General features: G+C 68.4%; 1 protein-coding gene. It reads left to right on the plus strand.

Annotated features, from left to right (window positions below):
* Positions 1–351: zinc-binding dehydrogenase (locus C5N14_RS31535; RefSeq protein WP_165878312.1), on the plus strand; the 351-nt coding region annotated here is incomplete at both ends.

A 351-nucleotide genomic window follows, 5' to 3' on the forward strand; every position in this document is an offset into this window, starting at 1 on the left:
TTCCTGACCGCGTGGTACGCGTTGCGGGATCTGGCGGGGTTGCGGGCGGGTGAGTCGGTGCTGGTCCACTCGGGTGCGGGTGGGGTCGGTATGGCGGCGATCCAGTTGGCGCGGCATTTCGGTGCGACGGTGTTTGCGACGGCGAGTCCTGGTAAGTGGGGGGTGTTGCGGGGTCTGGGGGTGGATGCGGAGCGGATCGCGTCGTCGCGGACCACGGAGTTCGAGCGGGTGTTCGGTGCGGTGTCGGGTGGCGCCGGGGTGGATGTGGTGCTTGATGCGTTGGCGGGTGAGTTCGTCGACGCGTCGTTGCGGTTGTTGCCGCGTGGTGGCCGGTTCGTCGAGATGGGCAAG

Origin of the sequence: Micromonospora sp. MW-13 (assembly GCF_003434305.1) — a bacterium.
GTDB lineage: Bacteria > Actinomycetota > Actinomycetes > Mycobacteriales > Micromonosporaceae > Micromonospora.